This is a genomic window from Flavobacterium tructae, assembly GCF_001853485.1.
Classification (GTDB): Bacteria; Bacteroidota; Bacteroidia; order Flavobacteriales; family Flavobacteriaceae; genus Flavobacterium; species Flavobacterium tructae.
The window spans coordinates 129,330-154,674 of record NZ_MIKE01000028.1 but is presented as its reverse complement, the minus strand read 5'-3'; the positions used below and the strand labels follow the sequence as shown (position 1 = coordinate 154,674).

16 protein-coding genes are annotated in these 25,345 nt (G+C 36.8%); 3 read left to right on the top strand and 13 right to left on the bottom strand.

Going from position 1 to position 25,345, the window contains the following annotated elements; genetic code table 11:
• Positions 1-63: 63 nt before the first annotated feature.
• The 12 genes from BHE19_RS21150 to BHE19_RS21095 all read right to left on the bottom strand — a co-directional run bounded on the left by BHE19_RS21150 (position 64) and on the right by BHE19_RS21095 (position 21,051).
• Positions 64-966, bottom strand: a complete 903-nt coding sequence (locus tag BHE19_RS21150; RefSeq protein WP_070908806.1) for an ROK family protein — start codon at positions 964-966, stop codon at positions 64-66.
• Positions 967-1,138: 172 nt separating this feature from the next.
• Positions 1,139-2,599 carry a glycoside hydrolase family 125 protein gene (locus tag BHE19_RS21145; RefSeq protein ID WP_070908805.1) on the bottom strand — a complete coding sequence of 487 codons (1,461 nt, stop codon included), beginning with the start codon at positions 2,597-2,599 and terminating at the stop codon, positions 1,139-1,141.
• Between the two features lie 4 nt (positions 2,600-2,603).
• Positions 2,604-4,889, bottom strand: coding sequence for a GH92 family glycosyl hydrolase (locus tag BHE19_RS21140; protein ID WP_070908744.1), 2,286 nt, complete (start codon positions 4,887-4,889; stop codon positions 2,604-2,606).
• Positions 4,890-5,013: 124 nt separating this feature from the next.
• On the bottom strand, positions 5,014-7,290 hold the full coding sequence (locus BHE19_RS21135) for a GH92 family glycosyl hydrolase (RefSeq protein WP_070908743.1): 2,277 nt from the start codon (positions 7,288-7,290) through the stop codon (positions 5,014-5,016).
• A gap of 211 nt (positions 7,291-7,501) precedes the next feature.
• Positions 7,502-9,490: a beta-mannosidase gene (locus BHE19_RS21130; protein WP_070908742.1), complete on the bottom strand. Its 1,989-nt coding sequence runs from the start codon at positions 9,488-9,490 to the stop codon at positions 7,502-7,504.
• Positions 9,491-10,037: 547 nt separating this feature from the next.
• Positions 10,038-11,555: a SusD/RagB family nutrient-binding outer membrane lipoprotein gene (locus tag BHE19_RS21125; RefSeq protein ID WP_070908741.1), complete on the bottom strand. Its 1,518-nt coding sequence runs from the start codon at positions 11,553-11,555 to the stop codon at positions 10,038-10,040.
• A gap of 15 nt (positions 11,556-11,570) precedes the next feature.
• On the bottom strand, positions 11,571-14,660 hold the full coding sequence (locus tag BHE19_RS21120; protein ID WP_026110041.1) for a SusC/RagA family TonB-linked outer membrane protein: 3,090 nt from the start codon (positions 14,658-14,660) through the stop codon (positions 11,571-11,573).
• A gap of 310 nt (positions 14,661-14,970) precedes the next feature.
• Positions 14,971-15,981: a LacI family DNA-binding transcriptional regulator gene (locus tag BHE19_RS21115; RefSeq protein WP_070908740.1), complete on the bottom strand. Its 1,011-nt coding sequence runs from the start codon at positions 15,979-15,981 to the stop codon at positions 14,971-14,973.
• A gap of 298 nt (positions 15,982-16,279) precedes the next feature.
• Positions 16,280-17,248 (bottom strand): type I phosphomannose isomerase catalytic subunit, encoded by a 969-nt coding sequence (locus BHE19_RS21110; protein ID WP_070908739.1) that lies wholly within the window; start codon positions 17,246-17,248, stop codon positions 16,280-16,282.
• A 232-nt stretch (positions 17,249-17,480) separates the two neighbouring features.
• On the bottom strand, positions 17,481-19,583 hold the full coding sequence (locus tag BHE19_RS21105; RefSeq protein WP_070908738.1) for a glycoside hydrolase family 97 protein: 2,103 nt from the start codon (positions 19,581-19,583) through the stop codon (positions 17,481-17,483).
• 211 nt (positions 19,584-19,794) lie between these two features.
• The gene (locus BHE19_RS21100; RefSeq protein ID WP_017496961.1) at positions 19,795-20,100 is read right to left on the bottom strand and encodes a hypothetical protein; all 306 of its coding nucleotides are present in this window, start codon (positions 20,098-20,100) and stop codon (positions 19,795-19,797) included.
• Between the two features lie 237 nt (positions 20,101-20,337).
• Positions 20,338-21,051 carry a leucine-rich repeat domain-containing protein gene (locus BHE19_RS21095; RefSeq protein WP_070908737.1) on the bottom strand — a complete coding sequence of 238 codons (714 nt, stop codon included), beginning with the start codon at positions 21,049-21,051 and terminating at the stop codon, positions 20,338-20,340.
• Between the two features lie 179 nt (positions 21,052-21,230).
• Here BHE19_RS21095 and BHE19_RS21090 point away from each other — a divergent pair, with 179 nt between their 5' ends.
• Both BHE19_RS21090 and BHE19_RS21085 read left to right on the top strand, forming a co-directional pair.
• Entirely contained in the window at positions 21,231-21,719 is a 489-nt protein-coding gene (locus BHE19_RS21090) for a DUF1761 domain-containing protein (RefSeq protein ID WP_070908736.1), read from the top strand.
• Between the two features lie 117 nt (positions 21,720-21,836).
• Complete coding sequence (locus tag BHE19_RS21085) at positions 21,837-22,982, top strand: peptidogalycan biosysnthesis protein (RefSeq protein WP_070908735.1); 1,146 nt, start codon at positions 21,837-21,839, stop codon at positions 22,980-22,982.
• Between the two features lie 329 nt (positions 22,983-23,311).
• On the opposite strand, the gene BHE19_RS21080 is transcribed toward BHE19_RS21085, so the two are convergent.
• Positions 23,312-24,181 carry a diacylglycerol/lipid kinase family protein gene (locus BHE19_RS21080; protein WP_070908734.1) on the bottom strand — a complete coding sequence of 290 codons (870 nt, stop codon included), beginning with the start codon at positions 24,179-24,181 and terminating at the stop codon, positions 23,312-23,314.
• A gap of 62 nt (positions 24,182-24,243) precedes the next feature.
• Here BHE19_RS21080 and BHE19_RS21075 point away from each other — a divergent pair, with 62 nt between their 5' ends.
• The gene (locus BHE19_RS21075) at positions 24,244-25,206 is read left to right on the top strand and encodes an App1 family protein (protein ID WP_017496966.1); all 963 of its coding nucleotides are present in this window, start codon (positions 24,244-24,246) and stop codon (positions 25,204-25,206) included.
• The last annotated feature ends 139 nt before the right edge of the window (positions 25,207-25,345 follow it).

Below are 25,345 nucleotides of genomic sequence, written 5' to 3'. Positions count from 1 at the left end.
CAAAAGGATGCTCTAATCTGTGTTGTAAATCTTTTTAATCTGTGGCATCTAATATAATCAAAACTATGCTGTATAAAGCAAACTTGTTGCGCCTAATAAAGCTGCTATTTCATTATCTGTAGAAACCGAGACGCTAACGTTACTTCCTGCTTCTTTTATTTTTTTATTGAAAACCGGTAGAAAAAATTCACTTGCGTTGGCAATTTTTCCACCAATGATGAAACTATCCGCATCGAATTTTTCTAACCATGGCGCCACAATAGCAGCCAAATCTTCTCCTAGCTGCTCGAATGCTTTCACGGCCATTGCATCTCCGGCTGTTGCCAAATTAAAAAGCTCTAATCCGTTGTTTATTTTTTTTCCGCTTAAAGCGAAATAACCGGCTATAAGTCCACGTGCGGAAACATAATCTTCGGCAATTCCGTCTTGATAAGGCAGATCGTATATTTCTCCGTCTTTTGGTACTAAATCACCCGTACTAATCGATTCGCCTTTGTCTATAAAACAGGCTCCAAGTCCGGTACCCAATGTGATGGCCATTACTTTTTTAGAAAGGTTTTCGGCATCTTTAAATACTTCTCCTTTACCAAAACAAACGGCATCATTTTCAAACAATATCGGAAAATCACCCGACAGCTTCAATTGATTCTGAAACAGATCACGAACATTGAGTCCATAAAAATGTTCGTATTTCGATTGCCCTTTTATCCAGCAAACACCATTCGTATAATCAAACGGACCGGGCATGCAAACGGCCAATCCTGTGGTATTTTCTACTTTTGAGTTTTCGATCGAAGTGCGAATTGCTTTTTCCCAGATGGTCATTACTTCTGCTACAGGCAAATTCGAATCGAAAGATTCTTTGTGCAGTGAAAAATCGATCACTTTCATGTCTACTATATCAATAATTGCTGCAGTGATATGTGTACCTCCAATGTCTAATCCAACGGCATATTCTTTATTCATTCTTTTGTATTTTGGATTTGAACCAATATGCGGATTAGAAAAATTTAGTTTTATTTTTTTCACCATTAAGAAATTAAGCTTATTACGTCTAACTGCTTCATTTTTCTTAATTTCTTAATGGTGAATATTTTATCTCTAGTTTTACTAATTCCTTAATGGTAAATATTTTAGTTTAAATGTTTTTATCTTTTAAGATTTGAGGATAATGAATACTGGTATGTACAATCATTTCTCCAAATAAGGTGTTGGCCCATGCAAACCATTTTCGGGTAAATTTGGCTACATCGTCTTTATGGAATGACTCGTGCATGAAACCGGTATCGGCATTTGTTTTGATCAGGTTGCTGATACATTGTTTTATTTCCTGCTCGTCTACACTGGTAATGGCTCTCAAAACGATACTCATTGGCCAAATGGTGTCTGTCCCGGTATGCGGACCGCCAATTCCTTCTCCTGCTTTTCCTTTGTAGAAAAACGGATTGTTTTCTGAAAGTACCACTTTTCGGGTATTCAGATACAGTGGACTGTCGGGTGCTATCGCGCCTAAATACGGCAAGGACAATAAAGAAGGAACATTCGCATCGTCCATCATGTGGAAACTGCCGTAACCGTTAACTTCAAAAGCTATGATTTTCCCAAATTTAGGATGTTCAATGATTCCGTTTTCTTCCAGTCCTTTTTGAACTTGTCCGCGTAATTCTTTGGCTTTTGATACCAAATTATCGTCTTTTAAAGCCGGTAAAGAGAAAATTTCGATCAGATAGCCCAATACTTCGATCGCGAACATATTACTCGGAATTAAATAGCCAAATAAAGTACTGTCGTCACTAGGTCTGAAGGTCGAAACGATTAATCCGCATGGTTTTACCGGATAACCGTAACCGCTTAAAGGCACTCCGTCTGTCGCCCAGGCTGTAACTCTCTGGAAATTGTAAGGCCCTTTATCGTGCATTCTTTGTTGTTCTTTGAAAGTCTGCAATACTAAAAGCATCGCTTCTTTCCACTTGCTGTCGAATAAACTAATATCTCCTGTTTCCTTCCAGTAGCCGTGTGCCAATCTTATGGGGTAACATAAACTGTCGATCTCCCATTTGCGCTCGTGAATACCGGGCTGCATCTTGGTCATGTCATTTTTCCACTCGCTCACTTGTGCAAAATCTTTGTAGAAAGCGTTTGCATACGGATCTAGCAAGATACATTTGGTCTGACGGTTGATTACTCCTTTTACCAATTCTGCCAGTTTTTTATCTTCTTTTACAAATGGAATATAAGGCCAGATCTGCGCTGTACTGTCACGCAGCCACATGGCATCGATATCTCCTGTAATGACATAAGTATCCGGTTTTCCGTCGATAATTTCAAAATCGACAGTGGTATCTAAGGTGTTCGGAAAACAGTTTTCAAACAACCAGGCAAGTTCCGGATTGGCAATTTGTTTTTTGATTCTTACAATGGCAGCTTCAATTGCTTTACTGGTAAATTTTCGCTCTGCCAAAGGAGGTCTTTTGCTCACAAAATCTTTGATCGAAAAATTGAATACATCCGACTGCATTCCAAAAACATCCGTTTGAAGCGCTAATAATCCTGCTGAAAAAATCCCTGTATTTTTTATAAATTTTCTACGTGACTGCATAGTATTATTTTGAAGTTGAATAAGAATATGGATAGGCACTTGAAGAAGTTCCTCTTTGTAAATTTGGTTTACTGCTCATCTCGAAATTGAATTCCCCTCCTTTTAATACCTCAAAATGGTTGATGAAGTTTTTGGTATGAGTGGTGTTATTCCATTTTAATTCCTGAACATATTTGTTGTCCGCTGAATTGTTTGGAGCATTGATGACCAATTGTTTTCCGTTTTCAAGTTCGAGCGTGATTTTTTTGAACAAAGGCGCTCCAAGTACATACTCGTCCGTTCCCGGGCAAACCGGATAGAATCCCATAGCCGAGAAAATATACCAGGCCGAAGTTTGTCCGTTATCCTCGTCTCCGCAATAACCATCCGGAGTGGGTTTGTACAAACGGTTCATCACTTCTCTTGACCAATATTGCGTTTTCCAGGGCTCACCGGCGTAATTGTACAAATAAATCATGTGCTGAATCGGCTGATTACCATGGGCATATTGTCCCATATTCATAATTTGCATTTCGCGAATTTCATGAATAACCGATCCATAATAACTGTCATCAAAAACCGGAGGTGTTGTAAAAACAGCGTCTAATTTGGCGGTGAATTTTTTCTCCCCTCCCATTAAACCAATCAAGCCCTGTACATCATGAAATACACTCCAGCTATAATGCAAAGCATTTCCTTCTGTAAAAGCATCTCCCCATTTAAGCGGATTAAAATTTTTCGGGAAACTTCCATCTTTATTTCTGCCGCTCATCCATCCGATTTCAGGATTATAAAGATTCTTATAATTCATCATTCTTTTTTCAAACAAATCGATTTCTTTTTTCGGACGGTTTAATGCTTTCGCTAATTTCCAAATTGCAAAATCATCGTAGGCATATTCTAAGGTTCTTGCCGCATTTTCATTAATTTTCACATCATAAGGAACGTATCCTAAAGTGTTGTAATACGATACTCCTTTTCGTCCTACTGCTTCTAAAGGTCCTTCGTTATTGGCTCCGTGTACTAAGGCTTCATACAGTTTGTTGATGTCATAACCGCGTAATCCTTTCATATAAGCATCTGAAACTACTGAGGCGGAGTTGTTTCCGACCATCACATCTCTGAATCCCGGGCTTGACCATTCCGGCAAAAAGCCTCCCTCTTTAAAATCGTTGATGAGTCCCTCCTGCATTTCTTTATTAATCGAAGGATAAACTAAATTCAACAAAGGATACAAAGCTCGAAAAGTATCCCAAAAACCTGTTCCTGCGTACATATAACCCGGCAATACTTTACCATTATACGGACTATAGTGTACAGTCTCTCCTTTTGCATTGATCTCATACTGTTTTTGCGGAAAACAAACGGTGCGGTATAGGCAGGAGTAAAACGTTTTTAATTGTTCTTCGCTTCCGCCTTCGGCATTTAATTTTCCTAAAACCTTATTCCATTCCTGTTTGGATTGTGCTACGGTTTCGGTAAATGATGCTGTGCCTAATTCGTTCTTTAAATTCAATTCGGCTTGTTCGAAACTAATAAATGAAGAGGAAACTTTTACGTTTACGATTTCTCCTTTTTTAGTTTTAAATCCAATAACAGCACCTACATGATTGTCTTTTAATTCGAGTTTGTCTTTTTCTAAAACTTTCCCGTGCCAGGCAGCAGTAGTGGCAAAAGGCTTATCGAATTGCAGTACAAAATAGTTTTTGAAATTCTCAGGAACTCCACCACTATTGCGGGTGGTATAACCGATAATTTTATTCTCGGACGGAATTATTTTGATGTAAGATCCTTTGTCAAAAGCATCGATTACGATAGAAGACTGTTCGTTTTCCGGAAAGGTGATCTGAAAATGTGCCGCTCTTTCGGTAGTGGTGATTTCTGTGGTTACATCATAATCGGCTAGGTAAACACTATAATAATACGGTTTTGAAACCTCTGCATTATGACTGAACCAGCTTGCTCTTTCGTCTTCGGTAAAAGCCAATTTACCGGTTACGGGCATGATCGAAAACTGCCCGTAATCGTTCATCCAAGGTGAAGGTTGATGGGTTTGTTTGAATCCTCTAATCTTCTCGGCAGTATAAATATAAGCCCAACCGTCACCCATTTTTCCGGTTTGCGGTGTCCAGAAATTCATTCCCCAAGGTCTGCAAATTGCCGGATAAGTATTTCCATTCGAAAGACTGTGTAAAGATTGTGTCCCCATTAACGGATTTACATACTCTACAGCATCTACTGCTTTGATCTGTGCATTGACAAAACCGAAGCATTGCAATAGTCCTAAAAAAAGTAAACTCTTTATTTTCATGTTTTTATTTTTTTGCTTTAGGCTTTAAGCGATAGGCTATAAGCTAAAAACGGTAACTGATCTCTTCTAAAAATCTAAAATCTATACTCTTTATTCTTTATTCTTTATTCTAAAATCTAAAATCCTAAAGCGGTCTATCCTCTTTTTTCACTCCAAAAGTTATCGACGGTTTGCTTCCCATAAACAATTTAAGCTCTCCTCCTTTTACAATCATATCGTGTGTGATGTATGATTTTGTATAAGGTTTCCCGTTATACTCTGCTTTTTGGATATAGATATTTGTCTTGCTATTATCGACAGCTTTCAATGTAAATGAAACACCCTCTTTGTGATGTATCGTTGCTGTATTCACTAACGGACTTCCCAATACATAAATTCCGTTGGCCGGATTAACCGAATAGAATCCCATAGAAGAGAAAACATACCAAGCCGACATTTGTCCTAAATCTTCGTTTCCGCATAACCCATCCGGTTTTGTCGAGTAGAATTTCTCATCGATTTCACGGATTAGTTTTGCCGTTTTCCAAGGCTGCCCTGCGTAAGCGTACAGGTAAGGAATATGATGATTGGGTTCGTTTCCTTGTGCATACTGACCAATTAAACCGCTAATATCCGGAGAGATTTCCTCGCCTTCTACTTTGTCTGTGATTAAGAAAAGAGAGTCTAATTTGGCCAGAAATTTATCTTCACTTCCAAACAAATCAATCAAACCATAAGGATCCTGTGGCACTAACCAGGTGTACTGCCAGGCATTTCCTTCTACATAATCATCTTTTCGGTGTGCTGATGAAAGCGGATTGAATGGTGTTCTCCAATTTCCATCCGTCAACTTACCTCTCATAAAAGTGGTTTCTTTATCAAAGTACAATTTGTATAAATTGGCTCTTTTGGAGAAATAATTATAATCGTCGGTTTTGTTCAGATCCTTTGCCATTAAGGCTACGCAGTAATCATCGATAGCATATTCTAAAGCGTTTCCAACAGATTCGAGCATTTTATCTGCAGGGATGTATTGCAGTTTTTGTACATAATCCATTCCGTCGCGGGTTTGCATTGCTGTTTTTTTGATGGCTTCGTAGGCCAATGCAACATCATATCCTCTGTATCCTTTCATATAAGCATCAACGATAACCGCTATGGAGTGATTTCCGTTCATGGTATTGGTTTCATTCCCCATTAAATGCCATACCGGTAATCTTCCCTGCTGCTCGTAAATGGCCAGGAACGACTTCACAATATCATTGATTTTCTCGGGCTGTGTAAGGGTGTACAACGGATGCAGTCCGCGATACGTATCCCAAAGTGAGAAGGTGGTATAGTTGGTAAAATTTGCTTTTTCGTACACTTTTTTATCTGTACCTCTGTAATCTCCGTTAACATCATTAAAGATAGAAGGTGCAAACATGGTGTGGTACATCGCAGTGTAAAAAACTTTCATCGTTTTATCGTCAGCTTTGATCTGAATTTTGTTCAGTTCTTGGTTCCATTTTGAAGTTGCCTCTTTGGCTACAGCCTCAAAATTCCAACCCGGAATCTCAGCTTTAATATTTGCCGAAGCATTCTCATAACTTACCGGAGATATTCCGACTTTTACTAAAATCTGTTTGTTTTTTACCGTTTTAAAATCTAAAACCGCTTTCATTTTTAAGGCTTCTCCCTCGTTTCCGGCAATTGCAGTGGTAGCATCATACAAGGTCATCGCAGCAATTGGTTCCGAAAATTCCATGGTGAAAAAAATGCGCTGATCTGCAGCCCAGCCCGAAGAATATCTATAGCCAACAAGCGTGGTTTCATTGACTTTTTTGATAAACGTTTTAACCGGTTTGTCCCAGCCAATTCCGTCTGCAAGATCCAGTAAAACATGATTATCAGTAGTGGAATTAAAAGTATACTTATGAAAACCAACTCTTTCGGTGGCTGTCAGTTCTGCTTTAATTTTATATTTGTCTAAGATAACGCTGTAATACCCGGCTTTACTCACTTCATTCTGATGTGAGAAATAAGAGCCGTAACCGGTAGTCATATCTTCTTTTGTTCCTTTGGTAAGCGGTACTTTTCCAGATACCGGCAACAAAAGAATATCGTTTAGATCTCCAATTCCTGTTCCGCTCAAATGGGTATGTGTGAAACCTAAAATGGTATTGCTGGCATAGTTGTATCCGCTGCACCAATCCCAGCCTTCAAAAACATTTACAGGCCCCAGTTGTACTGCTCCGAAAGGAACATTGGCTCCCACAAATACGTGTCCATGACCCGCCGAGCCTATAAACGGATTCACATATTGGGTATAATCTAAATTGGTTTGTTTTGCCTTCTTTTGCTGTGAGACAACCGGATTGGCAAAAAATAGGGTTAAAGCTAAAATACCGCTAAAAGCTATTTTGTTGTATTTTGTAAACATACTTATTTTTATATTGACTTGTGTTGATTGGCCACGGATGACACTGATTAAAATGATTTACAGAGCTATTCTTTAATTTTGAACCAAAAAATTTAACCGCTAAGTGCGCAAGGATTTACGCAAAGGCCGCCAAGCAGACGCACTGCCAGAAAACCTTTGTGGCTTTGAACCTTTGCAACTAAAAATCTCAGAACCTTAGTACCTCGAAGGCTTAGTACCTTTTAAGAACATCATATAGAGAATAAACTCTAATAATCGGCTTTGCTATCGCACCTTCAAACGTGATGGTTTTCTCTTCTCCTGCTTTCAAATCGAAATAGTTGTCGCTCCACTTTCCGGTATATCCTTTTATAGAAACGTTGACGTATTTGGCAAATTTCGAGGCTTTTAGAATCAGCTTATTTCCTTTTACCTGCCAGGTGATTTTTGGGTCTTCCAATTTTAGATTGATCGGACGGGTTAAATCAATTTCCGGCGTTTTATCATCGCGGTAAGCTTCTTTCATGGCGTACCATGCTGCTTTGGGCTGTCTGTCGTAATAATCGGTAACGCTCCAGCTTGCTACCGGCCAGCAATCGTTAAGCTGCCAAACCAATGTTCCCATATTGTAAGGTGCTTTTGAACGATGGATGCCAATAATATTTTTAAGGGAATAATATTGTAAACACTGTGTCAGATACGTATAATCTTCGACATTCATTTTCTTAATTTTAGTCGAATCAATAAAATATCGGTTCAGGTACGAATCTAATTTCATGAATCCTTTTCCTGCCTTTTGATGGGCCTGTAAGATATCGGAATATAAATATCGATCTTCAGCTTTTGTAAATCTTTCGATCGACGAATAATTGGGCATTGCCTGCATTCCGTATTCGCTCACAAAACGTCCTGTTTTATTTTGCACGGCTTCCACATCTTCCAATCCCCACCAGGTTCCCCAATAATGGCTGTCACCTTCGGTTAAACTTTTTGCTTTTGACCAGTGGAATGATGGTGAAGAACTAATATATGGTCGTTTATCATCTACTTCCTTTACCCATTTTGGGATACTGTCCTGAAACAAACGAACGTAGTCTTTCCATAAACGAATTGAATCCTGCTTAGGCATTTTCATGCTTTTTTGCCATCCCCAATCTTTAAAGGCTTCGTCGATTTCGTTATTGCCACACCACAAAACAATACTCTTGTGATGGCGTAAACGTTTTACCTGATACTGAACTTCTTTTTTTACATTGGCGAAAAAAGCATCATCTCCCGGTACCATTGTTCCTGCAAACATAAAATCCTGCCAGACATAGATGCCGTTTTTATCGCATAAATCATAAAAATAATCGTCTTCATAAATACCACCTCCCCATACACGAAGCATATTCATATTGGCATCTTTGGCCATACCAATTACTTTTTCATATTCTTTTTTGGTCACTCTGGAAAGAAACGCATCCGACGGAATGTAATTGGCTCCTTTCATATAAACCGGTTTTCCATCGATTTTAAAATAAAATGTTTTACCCACCTTATCCGGTTCCTGAACCAATTCGATTTTACGGTCTAACACATACGGTTTCTCAGCTTCTTTTTTGTCGTAAGCTTCTAAACGTGGGGTTTTCCAAATTCCGCAAGTCGTAAATTTTGGCCCCCAGTCCCATCCAAAATGGTATTGTGCTTTACGTACATACGCACGTGGATTGTCCGGAATTACAAATGGCAAATCTTTCTTGGCCAGGGAATCGACTACATTTTGCGCCGATTTAAACACAATAACCAGGTTGTTATTTCCTGATTTCAGTACTTTTTTTACATCTACACGCCATTGCAGGAACATGTTATCGGCTTTTAAAACTACCTGATTGTTCAGATAAACGGTGGCATAAGTATCCAGTCCGTCAAAAACCAGTTCTGTATGTTTTTTAGCGAGTGTTGCCGGGCTTACCTGAAAAGTCGTTTTATACTCCCAGTCTTTCTTTTCAATCCAGGTCAGTTTTTTTTCATTGTCCCGATAAAATGGATCCGGTATCGTTTTATTGTTCAGCAAATCGGTATGTATTTCTCCCGGAACTGTCGCAGGATACCATTTTTCGGTTTTAGTCTCCCGATACTGCCAGCCGGTTTTTAAATCTTTATTTTGGGCATTTGCCGCCAATGAAAAATTGGCGAGACAAACGCCGACAAACCAATAAAATCGTTTTTTATACTCCATTTTATACCAATTATAATTATGTATCTAGTCTTCTGGTTTCTGGTATAATGCCGATATAGTATGAAAATAGTCGAATTTTTATGAGACTATATTGAATACATAATCGGTATTAGCTGAATAATAAATTATTATATTTTTTCAATGCTGTCGCCGGCAGTTGGAGAAGGATAAATCTTTTTCAATTATTTCCTTCTCGCTTTAGGTTTTTATTACGGAATAAAAGCAACTAACAAAATATTCTGAAATCATTTCCTTTTTTTACGGCTGCCAAGCTTTAATTCATTTTAGATCGTTGATTTTAAACTCTCGATTTCTGATTTTCGATTTCTTAAAAGTCTGTCCTAATTGTGATGTTCTTTGGATGATAATTCCATCTTTTTCAGCAGAAGCTAATTTCTTTTGCGAAAAAAAGGGATTAAGATTTATCGAACTTTTTTGGATACAACTCCTCTAATGTAATGAAAATCAAACAGAAAATTAAAAATAAGCCGGGAGGTACAGGTATCCCTACCCGGCTTAACTCAACTAACTCACCTAACGCATAAAACTATTGCTTGTCCCACCAGATTCTGGTTGTCATTAAATCCAACCCCTGGCGAGCAATTGCTTCTTTATAATTAGCGGAATTGGTAATCAATTCTGACTGATCGTAGATTAATCTTCTTGGTATGGTCCCTTTTGTTTCTCCTGTTGGATCATTTACCGGAACTAAAACCGGATATCCTGTTCTTCTGTATTCTGAAAATGCTTCAAAACCATTGAATAGTAATACAATCCATTTTTGAGTGATAATCTGCTCTATTTTTTGAGCCTCGGTTCCTGCTGCCTTAAACGGATTTGCAGTAATATAAGCGGTATATTCTGCAGGCGTAACTGCCGGTACTTTGTCTCCAAAAATAGTAAGCACTTCCATAGCTGCTTTTACACCGTCTTCATAAAACTTTTGTGCATTTCCTCCAACACTCCATCCTTTTACTGCTGCTTCTGCCAATATAAACTGAACCTCAGCGTAGGACATAATTAAAGTAGGAGCATCTAAGCGTAATACTGTAGAAGTGTTAGGATCTGAGAACTTCTTTTTGTCTCCACCCGGAAATTCTTTAGCATCATTAGCAAGACCTTGCTGACTTGCCGGATTGTTGTTTCCTGTAGCTTCCAGTTTAGCATAAATTCTCAAACGAGGATCATTATTGTTTTTCAATGCATCAATAAATGTTTTACTGAATTTAATGTTCGCTTCTCCTCCATTTAAATCATTTCTAACCCATGAAGAGGTAATTGGGTTGGTTTTCACTCCAACCGGACCTGCATCATGTTTTAAAACTAAACTGTCATCATTTGAAGTAAAAACTCCTTTCGATACTGCTTTCTCTACATATTGTTTTGCTTTGGCAGGATTTACTTTAGACAAACGCATCGCTACTCTCAACATTAAAGAGTTGGCCAGTTTTTTCCATTTAGTAACATTACTTTGATAATATAAATCGGCATTACCAACGAAAGGTTTAGTAGCATCTAAAGCATCTCCGGCTTCGTCTAATTCTTTCAAAAGATCATTGTAGATAACTTCCTGTGTATCGTACTTTGGAGCAAAAACATTTCCATTGTATCCTTTACCTGCATCAAAATAAGGAACTTCACCGTAAGTATCTGTTAATTTTTGAAACATAAACACCTTCATGATTCTGCAAGCCTGAATCATATTTGAGTTCTCAGGTGCATCTTTTGCCACTGACATCAATTGGAAAATCTGATTCAAACCTTTACCGTACGACTCACTAAAAAGTGCTGCAGAATATTCCGGGGCATAACTATATTTTGAACCCGGTCCTCCTAATGAAGAAAATTGCTGAACGATTTGTGCCGCATACAAATTATTCCCTCTGGTATTGGAGAAATCTTGTCCATCAACATAGATCTCAGCAAGTGTAAACATTGATTTTACAGCCGGATCAGTCAAAGCATTTGGATTCTTATTTAACTCTTCGAATCCTTTATCGCACGAAGTAAGCGTCATGGCTCCTACGATTGCGATACAAAATATTTTTATATATTTATTTTTCATCTTTCAGTTTGATTATTAAAATTTCACATTAAGTGTCAGTCCATAATTTCTGGTCAAAGGCATAGAAGCTCTTTCAAGACCTTGCGCATTACTATTAGAATAGTTTGATTCCGGGTCAATGTTTGGAACTTTATCGTAAATCGTCCATAAATTATGTGCTGAAAACGCTAAGCTGATCGCTTGAAATGGTGTTTTTGACAAATAAGTTTTTGGGAAATTATAGCTAAAAGAGATGGCTCTTAGTTTCACAAAATCAGCATCGTAAACAAAGTTTGAAGTTACATCACTATAGCTTCTCCAGTAATCGTAAGCAGAAACTGTTGTGTTTACCGGATTTCCGTTAACATCTGTTCCTTTTACTGCAACTCCACCTTCACGGCCTGAAACAGTTTGTTCTGTTAATCCGTAACGGGTTCCTAACTGGTTAGTTGCAGAGTAAATCTCTCCTCCAAATTTAGCATCTACGAAAACGGAAAGTGTAAAGTTTTTGTACTGGAAGTCATTTGAAAGTCCCATTGAAGTTGGAGCAACACCTTGTCCTGCAATAATCAGGTTTCCTCTCAGGAATTTACCATTGGTATCAAGTACAATATTTCCGTTAGCATCTCTCAAATAATCGTAGGCTTTGATTACTCCGAAAGGCTGTCCTTTTTCTAACACTACAGAAGCTCTACCGTCTCTGTTTCCTTCCAATGATTTGGTTGTAATTTTATCTGAAAGTTTAAGAACCTCACTATTATTGTAAGCAAAATTATATCCTACGCTCCAAGAGAAGTTTGGTGTTTTAACTGCTTTTACATTGATCGCAAACTCAACCCCTTTGTTCAGTATCTCTCCTACATTAATCTTAGTTGTTCTGTAACCTGAGGACTGAGAAATGTCAGCATCTGTAATATCATTTGTCGTTTTCTTGCTGTAGAAAGTCAAATCAGTACTTACTCTGTTATTGAAGAAGGTATTTTCGAAACCAAATTCGATTGTGCTTACATTATAAGGTTTTAACGTTCTGTTTGGAACTGTTTCTCCATTCACTCCTAAAATTGGCTGTCCTAAAGAGTCTGTTTGTCCGTCAGGTCCAATATAAGTCAAAGCCAAAGCATAAGCATCCGGTAATGCTCCTCCAACGTTACCCCAACCTGCTCTTAACTTTCCGTATGACATCCATTCCGGTAAATCAATAACTTCAGAGTAAATAAAACTTGAACTTACAGATGGGTAAAATGTACTGTTACTTGATGGATCTAAAGTAGAAAACCAGTCTTCACGACCTGTTAAACTTAAGTATAAGAAATCTTTGTATCCTAAATCGGCCGAATAGAAAAGAGAGTTTACTTCACTTTCTGAAAACAATTTCTCCGATTTGTCCGGTTGTGTATTTCCATAGAAATATTGGAACGGAACAATAAAGTTATTTCCTCTCATTTTAATTCCGCTGAATCTGTTGTGTTGACGGTTAGCTCCAATGAAAGCATCTAAAGATAAATTTTTAACGATATCACCTTTGTATCCTAAATAAGCCGAAGCATTATATTCTGAGCGGTTTTCTACTCTGTTCTCATAAGATCCTCCAGGATTGTAGTTAATTCCTGTTGGTTCAATCTCCGTATACTCATAATTAATATCATCCACTCCAAGAACACCTTTTGCATAGATTTTATCAGTGATGTTGTAGTTTACCTTTGCAGAACCAATGAAACGTTTTCTAAGGTCATCATTTAAAGGAGATTGTGTAGCATAATAAGGGTTTGTATGGTAAACATTTGCCCCAAAATAATCTGCCTCACCACCATTAGCATCAAAACCGTTACTAATCCATCTGATATCGGTACCCGGTGTTAAGAAAGTAGTCGGGAAAGAAGGATTTCTGGGTGAATCATTCAAATAAGGTCGGTTGTGACTTTTCTCTGTGATATACTGAGCGTTAGTCTCGATGCTTATTTTTTTATTTACTGCTGAATTTAAACTTAAAGCAATGTTATTTCTGCCAAAGTTTGTTCCCGGCATGATCGATTCATCTTTTGTATTTCCGAAAGACAATCTGAAATTAGTAGTTTCACTTCCTCCCGAAATTGCTAAAGTATTACTGGAAGAAAATCCGGTTCTGTAGAAATTTTCAACGTTATTTTTTCCGTAAGCCTGATAAGGTCTGGTCGTTCCGTCAATACCAAGAGAAGGTGTTCCATCGTATTTGTCTCCCCAGGCAAAATAATAAGAATCTCTAAGTTCCTGTAGGTTATTAAATCTTGTAGCTACGCCATTTACCGGTGCTCCCGCTCCGTATTTATCTTGCCAGTTTAATAAACTTGCAGGCGTGTTAAATGTAGCGTTAGTACTAAAATCTACTCCTATTCCTGTTCCGCTCTTTCCTTTTTTGGTTGTAATTAAAATTACACCGTTTGATCCTCTGTATCCGTAAAGAGCAGAAGCCGCACTACCTTTTAATACCGACATAGACGCGATATCATCAGGATTGAAAGACGACATACCGTCTCCTTTATCGGCACCTCCCCACATTCCTGCGTTTCCTTGCTGGCTGTTATCAATTGGAATACCATCAACAACATATAAAGGCTGGTTCAATCCTGAAGCTGAAGTGGCTCCACGAATTACCACACGGCTTGACCCTGAAGGTCCTGTAACCGGTGCAGAAACGTTAACTCCGGCAATCTTTCCCTGAAGAGCATTTCCTAAGTTAATTTCCTTATTCTTTGTCAGTTCGTCACCTTTCAGTTCTCCAACAGCATATCCTAAACTTTTCTTTTGTTTTTTAACTCCAAATGACGTTACTACAACATCTTTTAATTCCTGAGTATTTTCTACTAATACGACTGAAATTTTGTTTTGGTTTTGCTGCAATACTACTGATTGCGGTGTAAAACCTATAGAGGATACATTTAAAGTAACCGGTCCTTCGGGCACATTCATTTTAAATCGGCCTTCCGCGTCAGTGATTGCACTATACGGTTTTCCCTGAACCTCAATCGATGCAGCAACAATTCCCTTGTTCTCTGCATCAGCTACTATGCCTGTTATCAATCGGTTTTGCGCCACAGCTCCTAAGCTGCTTAACAACACCATTCCTAACACTGCCAATATTCGTTTCATAAGCATTTTTTTTTGGTTATTTGTTTGTTTTGATTTTTGTGATTGTTTCTAATTTGATTGTTTTAAATAATTAATAAAAATTTTGAACTCCTTTTTAATTAGGATACTTATAAGGCTTGCACCTTATAAATATCCCGGCCTTATTTATAGTCATGTTTATAAGCACTCCTTTAAGAAATCGATATCGTAAACTGATCAGGAACATCACTCATTTTCAATTTAATTGATCTAAAATTTACTAAAACGATTTAGTAAAACGGTTAAAAAAAAACAAACCGTTTCTTTTCTTTTTTATTTTTTTCTCAAAATTTTAAACTGATTCTCTAATAATCAATTTTCCTTTTTTAAGACTTTTTTCTACTTCAAACTTCTCCATATCAGTCATCTGACTCATTAACAATTGTATCGATTTTACAGCGATATCTTCTATCGGCTGTTCAATAACACTAATGGTTGGCGTATGCAGTTTAAAACTGTCATGATCATCAAAACTAATTACAGAAATATCTTCAGGAATTTTGATTCCCATTCTTCGGAAAGCCTGAAGTCCCGCAAGTCCCATATAGTTTGCCAAAAACAAAACGGCATCAATATCAGGGTTCTTTTTAAAGAAATCTATTATTCCCGCAATTCTCGCCTCTTCATTAGTATGGTAATCCATGTGAAGAACAAGTGACGGATTGTACATTTCTGCTTCCTTCAAAGCATCTCTGTATCCATCCTCACGCAGCTTCATCTGAATCATCTCGGAGGTATTATTTACCACCGCAATATTTTTGCGTCCCTTACTGATCAGGAATTTTGCAGCCGAATTAGAGGCTTCATAATTATCCATCACCACATGACTCACTCTTTGTCCCGGAAAATACCTGTCGATCAATACAACCGGCTTTTTTAACTTTAAAAGAAGATCAATGCTGTTTTCCAGATTCTGAGTTGGCGTTACAATAAAACCATCCACATTGGCCTGTAATAAACTATGTATCAACTCTTCAGAACGTTCGTCATCTCCTCCTGTACTGCAATAAAAAACTCTGTAATCAATACTTTTTGCTTCATCTTCAATAACTCTGGCAAGATCAGCAAAAAACTGATTCGAAATATCTTCAACAATAAGTCCTATAGACCTGGTTTTCCCGGTTCTAAGACTGGTAGCAATCATACTTGGTCTATAATTAAGCTTTTCAGCTACTTCCTGTACCTTTTTGATCACTGCCGGACTGATGCCCATTTTTTCTCCTTTACCATTGATAACAAAAGATACCGTTGATATGGATACTTGAGCCTCTGTAGCAATATCCTTAATAGTAATCTTTTTCATCAATGAGTTAATTTTTTATTAAGCAGTTATTAATTATATCACAAATATATACAAAAACAGTTACTAAAACGATTTTGTAATTCCTTTTTTTATACAAATCATTATTTTAAAGTTAATTAAACATATAATCATCAGTATTTACAGGTGTTTTATCTATTTATCATTTTTTCTGTTCCTGATCATCGCTATTATTTTTAATATGAATTCTCTTCAATTCTCTATTTTTCAAAGCGATAAAATTTTCATGAACCTTAATTAAAGACCTGTAATGTGATAAAAATAGTCTCCGTCACTTTCTTTATGAGATATATACTTCTAAAATTGAAGCAGCTCCTTTTATGCTGTAATTGTGCATTCCTGCAGGGATTAATACAGTATCTCCTTGCTTGTATTGGTAATTTACGTTTTGATAAGCAACTTCAAAATTGCCTTCCGTACACATATAAACCGTGAAAGTTTCTCCTTTTTTACTTACTTCAAGAGTTCCGTCAAGCGGAAGGAAATTAGTGGTGAAATAAGGACAATCTACCATCGCATTTGATTGATTTAAGGTCGTTTCATACTTTTTCTGCGTCTCAACTTTCTTATAATTGATAGCATCCAATGCTAAATCAACATGCAATTCTCTTTTGTTGCCCTGAGCATCTGTTCTGTCAAAATCATATAAACGATAGGTAATATCAGATGTTTGCTGAATTTCTGCCACAACCAAACCGGCACCTATAGCATGAACTGTTCCGGTTTCTAAAAAGAAAACATCCCCTGCTTTGGCTTTTACATCATCCAATATTGAAACTAAGGTGTTATTATTTAGGTTTTCTAAATATTCTTCTTTACTGGAATCTTCTTTAAAACCAACAATAATTCTCGCATCTGCATCTGCCTGCATCACGTACCACATTTCAGTTTTACCAAAAGAATTGTGACGCTCTTTCGCCAACTCATCGTTTGGATGAACTTGTATCGATAAGTCTTCTCTTGCGTCCAAATATTTAAAAAGCAAAGGAAACTGATTTCCAAATCGTTCGTAAACTGCTGTTCCTAAAATTTCATTTGGCGATTGATCTATTAAATCTGTTAAAAAATGTCCTTTTAATGCTCCGTTTGCAACAACACTCACATCTCCTTCTACAGTAGACAATTCCCAGCTTTCTCCTGTAATTTTTGATGTAATTGGTTTATTCAGAATTGTTTGTAGCTTTTCACCTCCCCAGATTCTTTCTTTCAGGATTGGATCAAATTGTAATGGATAAATTTTCATGCTCATTATTTTATGTCTTTAAGAAGAACGAATTAATCTTGCCCTCCGGTTATTTTTTTTCTTTTGCCACAGATTAACAGGATTAAAAAAGATTTTTTTCTTTATAAAACTGTTTTTTTTATCGTTGAAATCATTTTATTCTGTGACTATCTTTTTCTCGCGCAGGTTAGACCGTTTTCTTATTCGCAAATATCCGAAAAAAAATCGGCGTCATCTGTGCCTCATTTCTAACACTTTTCTACTTTATAGAAATTGCCACACCACCACTTGCGACAAGTTTTTGTTTTAACTTCGTTTTACTATTTACATTCACTTTACGAATGTTGTACGATTGTGGATTACTCTTATAATCGGCTGTTTTTCCGTCTTCATAAATCGTTGCCGTAAATGATTTCCCGGCAGGTAAAAAGCTAAAATCAATGAGAGCAATACGTGGGTTTTCATCCGTAATTCCACCTACAAACCATTCTTGTTTTCCTTTAGCTTTTCTGGCTATTGTGATATAATCTCCTGGTTCTGCTTCGAGAATATAACTGTCATCCCAGTCCAGTGCAACATCTTTTATAAACTGAAAAGCATCCTTAAAACGCATATAATTTTCAGGCAAATCGGCCGCCATTTGTAACGGACTGTACATCGTTACATAAAGCGCCAATTGCTTTGCCAATGTTGTACTTAACTTGTTTTTCTTTGAGCCGTAAACAGATAAGTCTCCCTGAAAAATTCCCGGTGTATAATCCATCGGCCCACCCATAAGACGTGTAAATGGTAAAATTGTAGTGTGATCAGGATGAATCCCCTCCATAGCCTCAAACTCAGTTCCTCTGGCCGATTCCTGAGCAAACCAGTTGGGATAGGTACGATGCAATCCGGTCGGGCGAACTGCTTCATGGGAATCTACCATGATTTTATGCTTTGCTGCCTCCTTGGCTATATACGTATAATGGTTCACCATTTGCTGCCCGTCATGGTGTTCTCCTCTTGGAATAATTGGCCCTACATAGCCCGTTTTTACAGCATTATAGTTATTATCGACCATAAACTTTAAGGCATCCGGAAGTTGTCTTTCATATTCTGAAGCTGAAGATGTCGTTTCATGATGCATGATGATTTTCACTCCCTTCTGCTTGGCATACACACTTAAATCTTTCACATCAAAATCCGGATAAGACTTAGTAAAGCTATAAATACGTTCTTTTTTAAAAGCGGTATTGTCTTCCCAGCCTTCGTTCCAACCTTCCACCAGAACTGCGTCAAAACCATTTGTCGAAGCAAAATCGATATATTCTTTTACGTGTTTGGTATTGGCTCCATGTGTTCCATTAGGCTTCAGTTTAGAAAAATCAGTAGCTCCAATTACCACATCCTGATTGTCAGAATACGCCCAGGTAGATCCTCCGCCGGTAAAATATTCCCACCAAACTCCAATATATTTCACCGGTTTAATCCATGAAGTATCTTCGAAAGCACAGGGTTCATTCAGATTTAAAATCATTTTTGAAACCAGAATATTTCGCGCATCATCACTCACCACAATCGTTCTCCACGGCGTAAAACTTCCGGTTTGAATGTATCCTTTATTTCCAACAGCATCAGGAACCAAATGTGAACTCAGCGAATAAGCCTTATCATCAACATTAAGACACATCGCCGGGTAATTTTTCAAAGCTGCTTCGTGAATATTAATATAAAGTCCGTCAATAGTCTTCATCATTAAAGGCGTTTGCGCAGCCAGATTTTTAATCGTTGTTTGTGCTGCCATCGAAACGTGAGCAGCATTGTACATCAAAGATTGCATCTCCGAAATTTTTGAAGTGGTATAACTGTACTCGTTTGTATCATAATCCCCCGGAATCCAAAAAATCTTATGATCTCCCGTTAAATTAAACTCGGTAGTTTCTTCCTGAATCACAAAATGACGCAGATTATCCTGTACCGGAAACTCATATCGAAATCCCAATCCGTCATTGAACAAACGGAAATAAATCGTTATTTTTCGCTTGCTTTTTTCCTGTATCAAATCAGCTTTCAATTCATTGTACTGATTTCTGATTTTTTTCTGCTCTCCCAATACCGGTTCCCAGAAATTGTCTTCTGATTGTTTTTGTGTACCAGCAATCTGAAAACCTTTATTCATTTTGATATCCGACTTTAAAATAAAGCCCAATCTGCTTTCTTTGATTACTTCTTTTTTCTTGTAGGCTAGAAAATAAACCGGAGTACCCTCAGCATTTAAATTGAATGTCAATACCAAGTTCCCGTCGGGAGACTTCAGTTCCTGAGCATTGATCCATGCATTCGAAACAATAATAAAAAAGCAGGTTAAAAGAATTTTCTTCATAAACAAAAGGGTTCTGAGCGTTGCTAAATCGATTTAGCAAACATAATAAAATTTATGAAACAGAAATACCTGAAAGAAAAAAATATAAAACTTTAATTGAAAAAAACCGAAAAAAATAATGCCATGAGTGAAAAGATAAAGTTTAGTCGTACAAAAAAAGACTGCCTATAAAAGCAGTCTTTCTAAATAGTTGCAATAAACAAAGTCTGGCCTATGCCATAAACAATGCATATTTATTGTAATTGTATAAAACCAGATCATACGGAACTAAAAGCGGCGCTACCTTTTCTGACGAAGCTTCAAATGTAATTCCATGGTGCTTTCTGAATAAATAAATCTCTTTTAAACAGTTTGATAAACTCTGGTGAATTCCTGTAGTAAAAGTTGGCAGCTTTTTATCGCCAACCAATAAATCAATCTGGTAATTTGAACTGCTTTTAGACAGATTGTTTCCTATAATTCTTATTGTAAATGTTGTTGCTTTTCCGTATTGTTCTCCTTGATACTGTACTACCATAATTTTATAATTAAAGAGGTTAGATTATCTTATTGTACTCTGATTTTTTTTCTCCTGCAAATTGAAGAATTAAAGTTATGAAAAAAAAGTAATGGACTAAAAAAAATGTTCTTTTTCATTCCAAAAAAAAGTAAAAACCGGACGTAAAAAAACCGTAACGGATTACGGTTTTTAAACAATTAACTAAATATATTTAATCAACTTTTTAACGAGTGTAAAATTCATTCATAAGCACGATTAATTTCTGGTGACCATTGTGGTTTCTTTTCTAGCGGCGATTTCTAATAAAAAAGGATTTCCTTCTTCATCAAACATCGTCATATTTAGCGCGTCCAACAAAATCAGATTTTTCGAAACGCCTCCTTTAAATTTGTTATAGGAAAGATTCAATTCAGACAAATGACCTAGTTTTTCTAATTCATTTGGAATTTCTCCTTCAAATTTATTATCAAACAAACTCAGGTTTTCCAAAACACCAAAGTTGCTTACTTCTTTACTCAAACTCCCTGACAATTTGTTCTGATTTAAAAGCAAAACTTTCAAAGTTTTTATCGTATAAATTGACCCCGGCAACTGCCCCTGAATTTCATTATTAAACAAAGCAAGTGTTTCTAATTGACTTAATTTTCCAATCTCCAAAGGAAGCTGTCCCTGAATTTTATTGTCGTGTAAATCGATGGTAATCAAATTAACCAAAGTCAACAATTCTACAGGCAGATTTCCCTGCAAATTATTATTGGCCAAATGAAGTCCGACGACTTTACCATTTTCAACTTTTACCCCATACCAGGTAGCTACCGAAAGTGATAAATCCCATTTTACCTTCCATTCCGATCCGTTTGTTGCTTCATATAATTTGATAAGCGCCTCTTTCTCTTTATCTGAAACGGTATCAGCAAAAATAGCAGGCGAAAAAATAAAAGCCAGAAAAAACAGGACTAAGCTTTTCATTACAAGATTGGGGATTTATTGATGCCATAAAATTATACATTTCATAGTTATAAAGCGCATAATGTCGATAAAGTGTTGATAAAATTTAATTTAATCAAAATTTTACTACTTTATTCAAAGATGTAATTTGTGAGATTTTTTGTTTAAATTTGAGCAACTAATCCTAAAAACCTCATATTATGGAATTTAACCCTGTTGCATTATTCTTATCAGCAATCGTAACACTGGCTGTTGGTTTTATCTGGTACAACCCTAAAGTGTTCGGAACCATCTGGATGAGAGAGAACAATCTCACTCCGGAAGACTTACAAAAAGGAAATATGCTGAAAATATTCGGTCTTACGTATCTTTTCTCGTTAATGATTACCGTAATTTTAATGTCTCTTACCATTCATCAAACAGGTGCTTTGGGAATGGTGGGCGGTCCTCCTTTAGTAGCCAGTGCCAAACCATCGTTTGCTGCTTTTATGAATGACTATGGAACAGCATACCGCACCTTTAAACACGGAACTCTTCACGGATTTATGTCAGCACTATTTTTTGTCTTTCCTGTAATTGGAATCAACGGCTTGTTCGAAAGAAAATCGTGGAAATATATCTTTATTCATGCAGGTTACTGGGCGGTTTGCCTTACTTTGATGGGCGGAATTATCTGTGCATTTGCCTAACTCCAAAAAATACAAACCCGTTTGAAATTAAATCTCAAACGGGTTTTCTTAATAATAACTTAAACCAGTTGAGTTCTTATAAATATTCTCTAATTTTGAAGAAATTAGCTCCCTCTTTTGACTACAACTTATTCTTTCGAAATATACAATAGCGCATCACTACTGCCCTTGGAATGGAATTCTCTGGCGGCCGCTAATATCTTTTTAACCAAAGAATACCTGGAAGTCCTGGAAAACTCCTGTCCGGTAAATATGATATGCCATTTTATCGGAATTTTCAGCGATAGCAAACTGGTCGGAATTGTTCTGACCCAATTTCTATTTACGGAAAAACTGGAATCATTCGGTGAACGCGATCAATGTTTGAAAACTTCGGTGCGAAATTTTGCTTTTAAGAATTTTGCCTCTCATGTATTATTTGTCGGAAACAATATGCTTACCGGACAAAATGCGTTTATATTTGCCTCAGACATCAAACAATCAATTGCTTTAAAAACACTACACAAAGCCATTAATCAGCTTAAAAAAAACCTGAAAGCAAGCGGAAGAAAGGTTCACATTACCAGCATAAAAGATTTTACAGCTACCGAAATTATTCCTTTACAAAACGAATTCAAAAACAATTATACGTTTTCAACTCAGCCTAATATGGTTTTTGAAATCCATAAAGACTGGGCATCTGAACAAGATTATATCAACGCTTTATCAAAAAAATATCGAGATCAGTACAAACGGGCACGAAAAAAAGCAGACGGAATTGTAAAGCAAAAAATGTCTTTGGCTGACATTAAGAAATATGAAGATGTTATTTACGATTTGTATTTTCATGTGGCCAAAAACGCCCCTTTTAATACTTTTTTCTTAGCCCGAAATCACTTTAGTTTTTTCAAAGAAATTATGAAAGATGATTTCCTCTTTTATGGCTATTTTTTAGAAGAAAAACTAATCGGGTTCAATACCTTAATTAAAAACGGAAGCGCGATGGACACGTACTTTTTAGGGTACGACGAGACCATTCAACGCGAAAAAATGCTGTATTTAAATATGCTTTATGACATGATTGCCTACTCTATCAATCATGGTTTTAAAGAAGTGGTATTTGCCAGAACCGCTCTTGAAATCAAAAGCTCTGTCGGAGCAAAACCAGTCAAAATGTATGGATTAATAACGCACAGCAATACTTTAATCAATCACAATATTGGCCGATTATTTAGCTATCTGGAACCCAAAACCGACTGGCAAGAGCGAAATCCGTTTAAATAAGCCTTTCATGAAAAGTGCGATTGAGTCAAGAGATTGTAGATTTCTGATTTGCTATTGGTCGATAGTAAACACCATCTATTTTTTACAGGTCTTATACATTTGAAATCAAAAATCGAAAGCGATTATACAGATCATTCCTATGGAACTCATTAAAAACACCTCCCTATTTTCAACGGATTAAAATCCGTTGCTACAACATATACATTCCTACGGAATTTTGAAGGCAACTCCGCTAGGAGTGGAATATCTATAAAAATAAATTCAGCCACCGTTTTTTAGCCCCATCGGGGCGGTATATTTCGCAATCGGTTTCACACAGACTATAAAAACTACGGAATTGCAATTTTCATCTGCTTGTGCAGAATGTGAATTTCCAAATCCGTTTGTGCGCCGCAATACTCGCCATCAATCTGAAAATTCACTGGATAATCTGTTTTTATCATTGCTTTATCTGTAGAAATAATTACAATATCATCCGAATCAATAGGCATGTTTCCGGTGATAATTTTTCCGATCAGCAGTAAATCAAGGCTTTTTAAAATAACCAATTCGAACTTCCCGTCATTCATTGCGCCATTTGGATTTATTACAACACCAGTTCCGTATTTCTGAGAATTAGCAATCACAATCATTCTTGCGGTATGCTCCACGGTTTCGTTATTAGCCGAGATTGTAGCCACAAACGGTTCTTCCGATTCTTTTAAAGCCGAATAGGCCTGTAAGGCGTAACCCCATAAACCGCGTAAATTACTCTCTTCGTAATTTTTTACCAGATTTGCGTTTACGCCAATATCGCTCAAATGAATACTTTTTTTGCCATTGATAGCAATCATATCCATTTCGATATAATGATTCAAAAAAGCAATTTTCAGGTTCTCCTCGAGTGTATCCGGCAGATTTAGATCGACCGACAATCCATTGGCTGAACCGGCAGGCAAAATACCAATAATGATATCAAACTGCTCCATCGCTTCAGCAACCATTTTTATGGTTCCGTCTCCACCGGCTACCACAATACGCTCAGGATGATACTGATTGTAAAGGATCTGTATTTCTTTTTGATCATGCTGCCCGGTGGTTTCATAAACTTCCAGATCAAAATGATGCGCAACAGAAAACTCCTGTACAGCGGCTATTAAATCGGATTTATCCAGATCTCCAGAAATAGGATTTACAACAAATAAGATATTCTTTTTCAAAGTTTTATTTTTAAAATCAATTAAAATAATTAATTTACATCATCCATAAATATACACAATTAATGAAACCAATTTTACAATTATATCGCGGTTATGCCAATGAAGAAGAATTAATTGTAATGGGACATGTTTTCAGAAGAACGTATGAATATGATTATCAGAAAAAAAACTTCAAAAATGCCACTTCGATCATCAATCAGTTCAGAATAAAAACGATTAAAAATTTTGATGTTTATCTAAAATGCGGCAATCAGGAAATTCACACTAAAACCCTGGACGACGGCTATTTCAAGTTTTGTATTCCACTGGAGAAAGAAACGCCCTTTGGGTGGATTGAATACGAAGTCAGCATCAAACACAAGACTGAAACAATAACTGAAAAAGGCAGTTTCATAAGACCACACAAAGGCAAACTGGGCATCATCTCCGATATTGACGATACTTTTTTGATTTCGCATACCGGAAATTTCTTCCGGAAAATATATGTCCTTTTATTTAAAAATGTCAACGACCGTAAAGTTTTTAAAGGTGTTGTCCCCCATTATCAAGCTTTAAGCTCAGCCGGACGAAATAATAAGGAAGAAGAAAATGCCTTTTTTTATGTGTCGAGCAGCGAATGGAATTTGTATCGATTCATCGTCAAATTTACCAAAATACATCATCTGCCAAGAGCCGTAATTCTATTGAAAGATATCAAAAGAGGAATCCCTGATTTTTTCATGAGCGGACGCGGAAACCATGATCATAAGTTCGACAAAATAAAACACGTTTTAGAATTCTACCCCAATCTTAAATATGTTTTATTAGGAGATGATTCGCAACACGACCCCATTTTGTACGAGCGAATCTGTAAAATCTTTCCGGTTACTGTAAAGGCAGTTTACATCAGACAGACTGGCAAACACAAAAAAGAAGCCACTAAAACGATTATGAAAAACCTCGAAAACTTAGAGGTCTCTGTTTGTTATTATAAAGACAGCAGTGAAGCCATTATGCACTCTAAATCTATTGGTCTTATCTCGTGAAATGTGATTTGTGAGATGTGAAATATGTGGAGTAAATATAGTGTGTCTTCGATTTTTTACAAGGAATGGTAAACTTCAGACATAAAAAAACTTTGCCAAAGTTCAAGCCTTCGACAAAGTTATATATTCATTTCAAAAC

What these genes read in the sequence shown, in the direction of transcription:
- BHE19_RS21150 (WP_070908806.1), bottom strand. Translation starts at nt 966, where the DNA reads ATGAATAAAGAATATGCCGTTGGATTAGACATTGGAGGTACACATATC.
- BHE19_RS21145 (WP_070908805.1), bottom strand. Translation starts at nt 2,599, where the DNA reads ATGCAGTCACGTAGAAAATTTATAAAAAATACAGGGATTTTTTCAGCA.
- BHE19_RS21140 (WP_070908744.1), bottom strand. Translation starts at nt 4,889, where the DNA reads ATGAAAATAAAGAGTTTACTTTTTTTAGGACTATTGCAATGCTTCGGT.
- BHE19_RS21135 (WP_070908743.1), bottom strand. Translation starts at nt 7,290, where the DNA reads ATGTTTACAAAATACAACAAAATAGCTTTTAGCGGTATTTTAGCTTTA.
- BHE19_RS21130 (WP_070908742.1), bottom strand. Translation starts at nt 9,490, where the DNA reads ATGGAGTATAAAAAACGATTTTATTGGTTTGTCGGCGTTTGTCTCGCC.
- BHE19_RS21125 (WP_070908741.1), bottom strand. Translation starts at nt 11,555, where the DNA reads ATGAAAAATAAATATATAAAAATATTTTGTATCGCAATCGTAGGAGCC.
- BHE19_RS21120 (WP_026110041.1), bottom strand. Translation starts at nt 14,660, where the DNA reads ATGAAACGAATATTGGCAGTGTTAGGAATGGTGTTGTTAAGCAGCTTA.
- BHE19_RS21115 (WP_070908740.1), bottom strand. Translation starts at nt 15,981, where the DNA reads ATGAAAAAGATTACTATTAAGGATATTGCTACAGAGGCTCAAGTATCC.
- BHE19_RS21110 (WP_070908739.1), bottom strand. Translation starts at nt 17,248, where the DNA reads ATGAGCATGAAAATTTATCCATTACAATTTGATCCAATCCTGAAAGAA.
- BHE19_RS21105 (WP_070908738.1), bottom strand. Translation starts at nt 19,583, where the DNA reads ATGAAGAAAATTCTTTTAACCTGCTTTTTTATTATTGTTTCGAATGCA.
- BHE19_RS21100 (WP_017496961.1), bottom strand. Translation starts at nt 20,100, where the DNA reads ATGGTAGTACAGTATCAAGGAGAACAATACGGAAAAGCAACAACATTT.
- BHE19_RS21095 (WP_070908737.1), bottom strand. Translation starts at nt 21,051, where the DNA reads ATGAAAAGCTTAGTCCTGTTTTTTCTGGCTTTTATTTTTTCGCCTGCT.
- BHE19_RS21090 (WP_070908736.1), top strand. Translation starts at nt 21,231, where the DNA reads ATGGAATTTAACCCTGTTGCATTATTCTTATCAGCAATCGTAACACTG.
- BHE19_RS21075 (WP_017496966.1), top strand. Translation starts at nt 24,244, where the DNA reads ATGAAACCAATTTTACAATTATATCGCGGTTATGCCAATGAAGAAGAA.